The sequence below is a fragment of the Shinella oryzae genome, assembly GCF_023038235.1.
Taxonomy (GTDB): domain Bacteria; phylum Pseudomonadota; class Alphaproteobacteria; order Rhizobiales; family Rhizobiaceae; genus Shinella; species Shinella sumterensis.
This window is the reverse complement of the sequence record NZ_CP081988.1, coordinates 1,737,787-1,748,778: the sequence shown is the minus strand read 5'-3', so window position 1 is coordinate 1,748,778 and position 10,992 is coordinate 1,737,787. Positions and strand designations below refer to the sequence as shown.

At 62.2% G+C, this 10,992-nt stretch carries 5 protein-coding genes; all 5 read left to right on the top strand.

What is annotated here, in order from left to right:
- The first annotated feature begins 51 nt into the window (after positions 1-51).
- Positions 52-1,377 carry a DNA cytosine methyltransferase gene (locus K6301_RS24315; RefSeq protein WP_247221397.1) on the top strand — a complete coding sequence of 442 codons (1,326 nt, stop codon included), beginning with the start codon at positions 52-54 and terminating at the stop codon, positions 1,375-1,377.
- 210 nt (positions 1,378-1,587) lie between these two features.
- Positions 1,588-3,498, top strand: a complete 1,911-nt coding sequence (locus tag K6301_RS24310) for a hypothetical protein (RefSeq protein ID WP_247221396.1) — start codon at positions 1,588-1,590, stop codon at positions 3,496-3,498.
- Positions 3,495-5,006 carry a hypothetical protein gene (locus K6301_RS24305; protein ID WP_247221395.1) on the top strand — a complete coding sequence of 504 codons (1,512 nt, stop codon included), beginning with the start codon at positions 3,495-3,497 and terminating at the stop codon, positions 5,004-5,006. Before K6301_RS24310 ends, K6301_RS24305 begins: the two co-directional genes overlap by 4 nt.
- Positions 5,003-10,456, top strand: coding sequence for an ATP-binding protein (locus K6301_RS24300; protein ID WP_247221394.1), 5,454 nt, complete (start codon positions 5,003-5,005; stop codon positions 10,454-10,456). Before K6301_RS24305 ends, K6301_RS24300 begins: the two co-directional genes overlap by 4 nt.
- A gap of 4 nt (positions 10,457-10,460) precedes the next feature.
- The gene (locus K6301_RS24295) at positions 10,461-10,901 is read left to right on the top strand and encodes a very short patch repair endonuclease (protein WP_247221393.1); all 441 of its coding nucleotides are present in this window, start codon (positions 10,461-10,463) and stop codon (positions 10,899-10,901) included.
- The last annotated feature ends 91 nt before the right edge of the window (positions 10,902-10,992 follow it).

Here is a 10,992-nt window from a genome sequence, read left to right as displayed (position 1 = left end):
TGACGGTCTTGCCTATTGACTTGCGAGACCACTAGAGGTTGGGTTCTTCCCATGAAAAAAAAATATGTGTTCGCCGACTTGTTCTCTGGGTGCGGTGGCCTCTCGCTAGGGCTGGCGCTGGCCGGCATGAGGGGAAGGTTCGCGGTAGAGCGCGACGAGATGGCATTCCGGACGTTCGCCGCCAATCTCCTGGACCGGCAGGGAGCAGACGCTCGCTTTGACTGGCCGGACTGGCTGGAGAAAAAGGCATGGGACATCGAGGAGCTGCTGGAGCTTCATGGCAACGACCTCGTAAAGCTGCGCGGCACGATCGACGTGCTGGCTGGCGGTCCTCCATGCCAGGGCTTCAGTTTTGCTGGCCGCCGGAACGAAGACGACCCTCGCAACCTACTCTTCAAGAAATACGTGGAGGTCGTCGAGGCCCTGCAGCCACGCGCCCTCGTCATCGAGAACGTCCCTGGAATGCGCGTCGCGCACGCACGACGAAACGTCGTCGACCTGCAGCCGGTGGATCCGGCTGCCCGCAAGGTGTCTTTCTACGACAAGCTTGTCGAGAGCCTGTCTTCGGCCGGGTACCATGTGGACGCGATGCTGGTTAATTCCTCCGAGTTCGGAGTGCCGCAAAAAAGGTCGCGCCTGATCGCGATCGGTGTCCGCAAGGATCTTTGCAGCTGGCTGGACGGCGGCATCCGTCGTGCATTCAAGCTGCTCGAAGAAGAGCGGGTCGAGCAGTTGGACTTCCTCGGGTTGGCGCCGGTTGTAACAGCATTGGATGCGATTTCCGACCTCGAGACCGCCAGTCGCCCCCTCGTCGATTGCCTGGATCCTGAATCACCAAAGCGGTTCCTCGAAGCGACCTACGAAGGCCCCAGGACGCCTTACCAAGAACTGATGCATGGCGGCCACGAAGGCCCGATGGACAGCATGAGGCTCGCTCGGCACACCGACGAAGTCCGCGGCCGCTTTGGAAGCATCCTCAAGGAATGCCGCAAGGGTGTCAGGATGGACGATGCAAGCCGGCAGACCTATGGGTTGAAGAAGCACCGGATCTATCCAATGTCAGGGGACGAACCCGCGCCGACGGTCACGACGCTTCCCGACGACATCTTGCACTACAGCGAGCCCCGGATCCTGACGGTGCGGGAATACGCAAGGCTGCAATCCTTTCCCGACTGGTTTGCCTTCAAGGGCAAGTACACCACTGGCGGCAATCGCCGGACGAAGGAATGCCCGCGCTATACCCAGGTTGGAAATGCCGTTCCACCGCTGCTTGCCCGGGCAATCGGCCACGCACTCGCTCGCCTCTTGGACGAAGTGTCCTTCGCCCAGCGCGATGCCGCCAAGCCAATCGTGCAACCTGCTTTGGCAACGGGCTAAGGCGGGACGGACGTGGAGTTGGAGGGGAAGGCGTCTTATCCAGGACAATTGGTCAACTGGGCGGGTAATCGCTCGGGGGGCGTCCGTCGACTCTTCGACCCGAGCAGCGGCAGGCCTGGCGAGGGCGTCTTCGAGACCAACCTCCTGCACAGGCTCGCGGATTGGGCCAGCAAGCTGGCGCAAGCCCCGGGGAGTGCCCCGCGGATATTGATGCTGGTCGGCGGTCCGGGCAACGGGAAGACCGAAGCAATAGAATCAACAGTTGGATGGCTGGACGAGGCGCTCGGGGCTAATGGCGACCTCGTGAGCGACCTTGCAAGATCCTTCCTGCCGACGGGCGAAGGCTTCGTCCCGCGCTTGGTTCGCGTCGATGCGGGCGCCCACGCGATGCCCAAGCGCCAATTGGCGATCTCGATCGTGCAGGACGCCTCTGCTGTCCTCGATGCCAAGGGCCTGCCTGCAGCCCGGCTGTTGCTCGACGAACTGGAGGCCATGCGGTCGGCGCCGGATACCGAAGTCTATCTTTGCTGCGTCAATAGGGGTGTTCTGGACGATGCCCTCATTGACGCGATCGATCGCGGCATCGACCAATCCCGCCAGCTTCTGGAGGCCGTTACCCGCGCGGTGAGCCTCGCGCCAGATGCACCGTCTTGCTGGCCGCTCGAGGCATTCCCGACGGTGGCGGCATGGCCAATGGACGCGGAGTCGCTGCTTCTGCCCCCGACCCTTGGTGGCGAGGTCCCTGCCCGTTCCTTGCTGCGCCATGCGTTGGACGAAAGTCGATGGCCACCAGCCGGCAGCTGCGCTGCAGGGCCGTCGTGCCCCTTCTGTGGAAGCCGAGAGCGGCTGGCGAGGGAACGCGAAGAAGGCTCGCTGCTGCGAATGCTACGATGGTACGAGGTCGCCAGCGGCAAGCGCTGGAGCTTCAGGGACCTGTTCTCGATGGCCTCCTATCTGCTGGCTGGCCACAGGGTATCTCCCCGCGATGCGGGACTTGATCCATGTGGGTGGGCTGCGCGGATGGTGGACCTCGACGAGACGGCTCGCCGCGGTGGAAGACCGTCCCGCGAGACCTCCGCCGCGATATTCCACCTCGTGGCGGCGCAGTACCAGCATGCACTTTTCCATCGATGGGAGCGCGAGGCGGGGCCAGCCCTGTTGCGTGACGTCAAGGAACTCGGGCTCGACGACGATAATACGGCAATGGGGCTGTACTGGTTCCTGTCCTCGCGGCGCGCACCTTACTTGCCCAGCATGATTGGCGACGTATTGGAGGGTTTCGCGGAACTGCTTGATCCGGCGCTGGCTGCCCCCGAGACCGAAGTCCAGCCGTCACGCAGTACGCGCTTTGCGCTTCGCGAAGTAGACGTCCGGTTCAGTCGATCCGTGATCGAGGGCCTCGACTTCGTACGCAAGCTACATATACTGACGAAACCCGAGGTTGACCTCCTAGATAGGCTAGCGCGTCTGGACGCCGAACTATCGAACCCGCGGTTGCGACGCCGTCGGCCATTATCTGCGACGAACGTGCAAAGGTTCATGCGCGACTTCGCCTGTCGGCTGGTTCGGCGAGCGCTATGCACAAGGACAGGCGCAGTCCTTGGGTCACCCATCCTTTCTGATTTCCAAGGGCTCATTGAAGATGCCGAGGGCGAAGGCCTCTACGAAATAGCGCACGAGGTCGAGCTTCTGTTGAACAATAACCAGGACTTCGAGATCTCGTTGACGACGACCTTCGGACAGCCACTGCCGCCGTTGGGCCGTCGCGCAACGCTGGTCGTCCCATCTAGGTCCGTGCGCCCCCTCCACGCCAACGCAAGCGGGCGCCCGGCATCGCCCATACCTTTCCTGAAGGTTGGCGACGGCCGGTCGAGCCAGCCGATCGCGCTCACGTACGAACTTTTCAAGGCCGTGAGGGAACTCGAGGACGGCATGTCGGTTGCCTCCCTCCCGCGAACCGTCCTTGCACTCCTCGACACGACTAGGGCTCGCCTTGCCGGGCCAATCGTGCGGGATGGCGACCTGCTCGAGCGGGCAAGGATTCATATCGGGGCGGCCGACGCAACGGTTGTGCAGCGGCGGAGTGGTTTCGGCGTCCGCAAGGACGGAGCAGGTCGATGACGCTGGCAAGGTTTCGCGAAGAGCCGTGGCGCACGTCGCACCCTGCTTATCAAGAAAGCGGGCTGGCGATGTCGCCTGCCCCCGAATACGCTAGCTCGGAAGTCCTTCTTTCATCCCTATACAGGCATGTCGGCCTCGAGGGCGTTACCGAACGAACAGTTCCCCAGCGCGGTCGGGAAATCGACAGGCAAGTGCAATGGCATCGAGACCGGACCAGGAAGCCCGGGGAAGCTGTACTCGAGCCCGACGCGTTCCACATGCTGCTGCACTCGGTACTGGAAAGCCCGAAGCTTCCCAACCAGTCCTCGAAGCGTTTCGTCCAGGTTATACCCTTGGTACCCCAGGCCGCGGCCTTTTCTGGCTCGGCCCGGCTTAGTGCCAACTCTTGGCCGGCAGGCGCACTGGTTAGGAGGATGATTTGGCTTGGCTCCAGCGACCAATCGGAGGCCGAGGCGACGTGGCAAGCTCTTTTCGAGGCGCTCGCCGTCGTCGATGACGACGATATCTTCGCCCGGTTCCTGCAGGCCGAGATTAAGGCTTGGGCCTCGGGGCCTGACTGGGAAATACTCCCAGCGAACGAGCGATTCACGCTCGACGCGGGTGACCAAAAGGACCTGGCCTATCCAGCAAGGCGTTTTGCCCGTGACTTGGAGGCGGTAATAGCTGCGAAGCCTACTATGACCCGCCGGCAGTGGACGAGCTTGCTAGAGTCAGTCCTCAGGCTTGCAGCTGTCGCCCACGTGACCTGGATTTGCGAGGTCCATTCCAGGATATGGAATTGCGTGCGGGGCGCGCTCGATGGCGGCGGGCCAACCGACATCGTCGAGACCAGGGCGTTGGTCTTCCCAAGGTCGTTCCAGTTCCTATCCTACGGAGATCGCGCGCTCCCGGGCATGAAGGACAGGGCGTCAGCCTTCCTCCAAGCCCGCTTGGGCCTCAATGCGACGCTTTGGGCATTGGACAACATCCAAGGCGCTGCGAGCAGCCTTTCAACGGCAGCAGACGTCCTGGAATTGTGCCATCGGGTGCGCAGCGGCGCAGGCTCGCTGGCAGCGCAGGGCCTGCGAGACATCCTCGCGGACGTTTCGGAGCGCGAGACGCGTACGCTCCTCTGCAAGAAGGGGATCGGTTCCAACATCATGGAATTCGCTCGCCATGTCCTTGGACAAAGACAGGCCGCGAGCCCAGTGCTGAGGGGATATGACCAGGGGTTCGTGCTCAGGAAGCGCGGTGCTGGGAACGGCGCCCCGTGGGTGGTCGGGATGGGTCCAGTTGCCATCCTTGCGTTGGTCCATTGCTCCCTCGCTGGCGCGAGCGGTCCGCGATCCGTACGCCGGTTGTCGCAGCACTTGGCCGCCTATGGAGTTTCGGTCGACCATCGTGACATAGCAACAAATGACCTTGGCCATCAGCTGCGGATGCTCGGCATCGTCCTCGATAGCCCCGACGCCGAGAGCGGGATGTTGCTCGTGCCTCCCTTTCCGGCCGTGAAGCAGGCAACCGCATGAACCACCTATCGTCCAGCATACACGACTTAGTCAATGACAAGCTGAGGCAAGCGCTTTCAGGGGACACCGAGGTTCGCTTGATCTTCCATGGTCCTCCGCCAGAACTGATGTCGAGCGTGTTCGAGTTGCTCGAAAGGTCGTCTACGGTGGTGCCGGTGCTCTTGCTCCTGCCGCGATTGCTGCCCGGCGAAGCAAACCCCCAACCAGGGGCCTCCGGCCGGTGCGACGACACGCACCTGCTCAACCTTCGGAACTCGCCTTCCCAGCCGACATTCCTGGCCCTCGTCCCGCCCGGCCAGCACAGCATGCGCTCCGTCACTTCCACGACGGATGAATTTGGTGTCGCAGCGCTCAACAATGGCGGAAACGTGCCATTCGAGGACTGGTGGGCCGACGAGTTCGTACAGGACCTCGTGCGAGAAGGGATCGCTCGATGTGGCCTGCACGACCAAGCCCAGCGAGAGGAGGCTCGCGTCCTTGTGGGACGCGCGGCCGCGGCCGCCGACGAACTCGATCCCGAACGCACGCAACGTGCCAATGCGTGGCGCGTCCTGTCTCGCTTGTTCGAGGCAGCCGCCTCTAACATCGACCTCGCACCCGGGACCAGAATCAGTCTCGCCTGCGGCGTGCCGCCGCAAGTTGATGGCAGCCTGGCAGCGCGCGAACAGCTTGCCGTGCTCGAGAAGGTCGCCGACTCCATGTCCGACGGCTTCGGCGCGGGGATTCGGCGTGCCAAGGACAACGCAGTGCAAGAGGACCAAGACCACCTCGACACGTTCCTCGTGCACCTGAGGAGCGCTTGCGACCTGCCGACGGCGTTCGAGCGCGCCACGGCAAGCTATTATGCGCCGGGCAACGGCCTGGAGCTGCCTGTTGCCACCGCTTGGTGGCTTGCGCTGACGGTCGAGAAGTGGAACGAGCTCTTGGCGGAGGATGCTGGTGCCCAGGGCGACATCCGCATCAGTTGCACGAACCCGCTCGTCCACCTCGGCAAGGGCATGCCGATCGTAGTCGAGAGCGCCGTAAAGTTGGCTTTCGAGGCAGTCGGGCCCGGGGCAACCGGCACGGTCCTGTCGATCGAGCGAGGGCCTAAGGGCACCGAGATCGGCCAGGTGTCAATAGCCGACGGAAGCGCCACCCTCGTGGACGAAGCGCTACCACAGCACAAGTCTCCCATGCGGTATGCCGCGTCGGCCCTTGGCTTCAAGCCAGGTTCGATCAAGGTGATCTCGCTTTCGAGCTGGCAGCCGGGAATATTCGTGGCATGCCGGCTAGCACGCAAGCTTACCCCCCCGCGCAAGCCGCCACGTGGGCAACGGGGTGCGCCAGGGTTCGAGACCAGCATGGTCGTGCCTGGGGGCGGACGGTACGAAATACTAGTGTTTACGGCACCCGGCATCCGCTTGGAACCATTCGCGGAAGGAACGGGCGACGACGTGCAGGAGCGCGTGGACGCGGTCGACAAGTTGCCAGTTCGACTCGTGAAGACCGGCCATCACCAAGTGGAGGTGGAGGCCGAGACGAACTACCAGCTCGACATAGGCTTCGAGCGCGAATCAGTAGACGGGTCCGTCTACCGGGAAACCTGCCGCCTTTTCATTTCCGTCGAGGACGTAGTCGAACAGGGTTGCAGGAGCGAGTTCGAGCGGTTGATCCGCGTCAATCGCCGCCTCGTAGATCCGTCTGACGCAAAGCCGGTGGTACAGCTCAACCGGAGCGCCCGTTCCGCAAACCTCCAGGATTGGATGCTTGCCGAGGATGCCGTCGCCAAGTCATTCCTTCCGATCGTGCTTGCCGATGACTACGTGGACGCATGGGTGCAGAAGCCCTGGGGCTCAGGCACTGGCCCGGTCTACTCTGGTGGTCGATTCCTCCATGATCCCCGGCCCGATGCAATCGAGTTCCAGCCACCCACTGGCTTCATCGAGGCACGCGGGCAGATCGCGGCCCGCATCAGAGGCACCGGCGACCAGACCGGCCTCGCAGAGGCAGCGGCGTTCGGCAAGTGGCTGCACGACGACGAGGAGTTTCGTTCGCTTGTCGAAAGGTACGTTGACGCCTACTTGGCATGGCTGATTGCGTCGCCTGACGTCGCGTGCTGGGTGGATGCGGCCATCGTCACCACGCTGGAGGACGATCGTCGCACCTTGGCACGCATTCCGGACGCCGTGATCCTTTCTCCACTGCATCCGTTGCGGCTGGCTTGGCAGGCATTGGCGCAAGGGGTGTTGCACGAGGCCGACACGCTGGGCAAGCCATGCCCCGCGGCGAGTGTCCTAGACCCGGACTGCGTGCCTGACATCCTCACGCTTTCACTTCGATCTCCTGGCGGCATAGAACGAGTAGACTACTTAGCGGTCGAGAACGGGACCGACTACTGGTCCGTCTTGTGGAATGGTGATCGCCTGGGCCGGCTTCCTGCGAGATCGAAGGCTGCACCGTTTGGCGACGCATTTGGTATTTCCGTCGGTGGCATTTCGGTGGGCTTTAGCGCCGCCCAGGTAGGTCGCGCCTTGGATGACGTATCCGGCCTCCTGGCCGCGAAGCCGGTCGTGGGTGTGGTCGTGGAAAGTGCCGGCGGGACCACGGACGCATGCAATGAGGGCCTCGTCGAGTGGTGCTCAAATAGGTATCGCGATGGCCATGGAAGGACGCCACGGCACGCTGCAGGCCCACGCCTGGTCGATATCTATGACCATCGTGGCGTCGGTTCACGCCCGGACGACGCGACGATTGCCAACCTATCGGAGGATACAAGGAACAGCGTTAGGTGGTTCGATGGACAGCCTGCCCGTGCCACGCCTGACCTCGGCATTATAGCCCAGCTGGACATGTCGGAGCCAAGCGCGGCCGCAGTCGCTGGCCGATCGCCGCTCGGGCATGGCGGCTTGCTGCGCCATCGCATACGCCGCCAGCTTCCCGGCGCATTCTTGAGCGAGACGCGACAGTCCCTGCAGCCGGTCCGTTCGGGCGCCGTGCTCGCCGACAAGGTTGCAGCTTGCATGGCAACGGTCGAGAACCTCGGCGAGCGGCGTTCGGGATTGCGCTTTGCCCCCAACGTGAATGTCGTGCGCGACATGCTGGAATCTCGCAACGCCGAATACGTCGCCGCCTCTTCCTCGGCGATCGATCCAGCCTGCTTCCTGGGTGGATGGCTGGAGAATGCATACCTTTGGGACTACGACATGCCGTCCTATTCCCATCGCGCGGGCGACACGAACGGCTACTACCTTCTCTCGAAGGTCAAGCAGGCTGATCGCGAGGCCCTCGCAAAGGTCCTGGCACGACTGCCCTCATGCGCCAGCATCGACGGTGACCAAGTGCAGCAACTTCTCCTCGAGATCGCGCGTAGGGGAATACCGACGATCCGTGGACTTTCAAGCGACAACCACGGCGCTACTGGAGACCTTGGGCTTTTCGTTGCCGTAAGGCTGCTTCAAGATCGGTTCCGCCAGGCCTCGCTCGAGGGAAGCCTGCTTCCCGTGATCGATGGCGATGGCGAAGACGTGAATGTGTCCATTATCGTGCCCGTCGATCCCTTCCGCGGTTATTTCGCAGATCTTGCCAAGTCGCTGGGCAAGGACAGGAAGGATATCTCGCTCTCTCGACCGGACTTGCTCGTGATTGGCGTGAGGTTGTCGGGCGAGCGGGCTCGCATCCACCTTACACCAGTCGAGGTGAAGTGCCGCTTGGGATCAACGTTCCCAGCCTCCGAGGTTGGCGATGCGCTAGAACAGGCCAAGGCCTTCTCGCGGCTCCTCGCCACCATGCTGCCCCACGAGGGACAGGCTGCCGCGTGGGCGCTTGGCTTCCAGCACTTGTTGCTGTCGATCATCGGTTTCGGCATGCGGGTCTATAGCCAGCATCCCGACGTAACAGGACGCGAAGCCCAATGGTCGGCGATCCATGAGCGGATAGCCACTGCCATCCTTGGTCCAGAGCCTTGTGTCTCGGTCGACCAACGCGGCCGTCTCATCATCGTCGACGATAGTCCGCGCAGTGGCGTGCGCGACCGCGACGAGGACGGGTTCGAGGAGACGGTCACGATCGGAAACGCCGACGCTGGCCTCGTGGTCGCGGGCGATCCCGCTGGTTTCTACGCCGGAGTCCGAGAAAGGGTCGGCCACTGGGGCTTCCTTCCAGACCTCGCCAAGCCATTGCCAGGAGATGTGACGAAAGTCAGCAGCGCTGGCGAAGCCCCCAAGCAGCACGAACCCATCGAAGATGGGCAAGCGCCTAGCGTGGATGCGACCACGACCGCAATCGCCTTGGATGTCGATGTCGAGCCTGCCCCTGCGTCGAGCGAGGCATCTCGCGGGGTTATTCTTTCCATCGGTTCGACAGTCGATACATTCAGGCCGGGCGATATCCAGTTGAACATCTCCGATACCAGGCTGAACCAGTTGAACATGGGCGTGGTTGGCGACCTCGGGACAGGCAAGACGCAGCTCCTGAAGTCACTCATCCTGCAAATATCGAGCTCGACATCCAACAATCGCGGGATCCGCCCCCGATTCCTCATCTTCGACTACAAGCGTGACTATAGCAGCCCGGATTTCGTCCAGGCGACCGGAGCGCGAGTCGTGAAACCGCATCGCCTGCCGTTGAACCTGTTCGACACGAGCGGGCTTGGCGACGTTGCAGCCCCATGGCTGGACCGGTTCCGATTCTTTGCCGACGTGCTGGACAAGATCTACACCGGTATTGGACCCGTGCAGCGCGACAAGCTGAAGCGTGCCGTGCGTACCGCATACGAGTCCGCACCGACGGCCAAGCCACCGACCCTGCGCGACGTGCACACGGCCTATGCAGACCTGCTAGATGGCAAGTCGGATTCGCCGATGGCCATCATCGACGACCTGATCGACATGGAAATCTTCGTTCCAGATGCCAGCGACGCCGTCCCATTCGACCAATTCTTGGACGGCGTGGTCGTCGTGTCGCTGGATGCCCTTGGACAAGATGATCGTAGCAAGAACATGCTCGTGGCGATCATGCTCAACATGTTCTACGAGAACATGCTCCGAGTGCCAAAACGACCCTTTGTGGGCGAGGATCCACAGCTTCGTGCTGTTGATTCCTATCTACTGGTCGACGAGGCCGACAACATCATGCGCTACGAATTCGACGTCTTGCGGAAGCTGCTTCTGCAAGGCCGCGAGTTCGGCACGGGAGTCATCCTCGCATCCCAGTACCTTCGCCATTTCAAGGTCAACGCCACCGACTACCGAGAGCCGCTCCTGACATGGTTCATCCACAAGGTCCCCAATGTCACCCCGGCGGAATTGTCGGCGCTGGGCCTCACTGGAGGCGCGGCAGACATGGCCGAGCGCGTCAAGTCCCTGAAGGTTCATCAATGCCTATATAAGTCCTTCGACGTGCCGGGAGAGATCGTCAGGGGCTTGCCATTCTTCGAACTGCAAGCGAGGGCCCTGATCGAGAAAGAATGAAGCCATGGTAGACACGCTGACGCCCGCGCAGCGTTCGGAACGAATGTCGCGGATCCGATCACGGGACACGAAGCCCGAGATCGCCCTTCGCAAGGCCCTCCATGGCCTTGGCTTTCGATTTCGCGTGCATAAGACCGGCTTGCCGGGCAAGCCTGACTTGGTGCTGGCCAAGTACCGCTGCGTCATATTCGTCCATGGCTGCTTTTGGCATCGCCATCCCGGATGCAAGGTCGCTACGATGCCAAAGTCGAACACTGAGTTCTGGGTCGAGAAGTTCAATCGAAACGTGGACCGCGACAAGCGGGTTCAGAAGCAGCTCGAGGAAGACGGATGGCACGTCATCACAGTTTGGGAGTGCGACGTCGACACCCCTGCAAAGGCCTTGTCGACGGCTGGCGTCTTGAGCCAAGACTTGCGGATGCGCTTGGCCGCAAAATCGAAATAGGGTCGACATTCGACGCAAGCTCCAGCACCCTTTTCCGCAATCGGATTTCCGGCCGTGAAGGGGGGGTGTCCACGGAATCTCAAGATTGGGG

Coding starts and splice junctions, on each gene's coding strand:
- K6301_RS24315 (WP_247221397.1), top strand. CDS start 52: ATGAAAAAAAAATATGTGTTCGCCGACTTGTTCTCTGGGTGCGGTGGC.
- K6301_RS24310 (WP_247221396.1), top strand. CDS start 1,588: ATGCTGGTCGGCGGTCCGGGCAACGGGAAGACCGAAGCAATAGAATCA.
- K6301_RS24305 (WP_247221395.1), top strand. CDS start 3,495: ATGACGCTGGCAAGGTTTCGCGAAGAGCCGTGGCGCACGTCGCACCCT.
- K6301_RS24300 (WP_247221394.1), top strand. CDS start 5,003: ATGAACCACCTATCGTCCAGCATACACGACTTAGTCAATGACAAGCTG.
- K6301_RS24295 (WP_247221393.1), top strand. CDS start 10,461: ATGGTAGACACGCTGACGCCCGCGCAGCGTTCGGAACGAATGTCGCGG.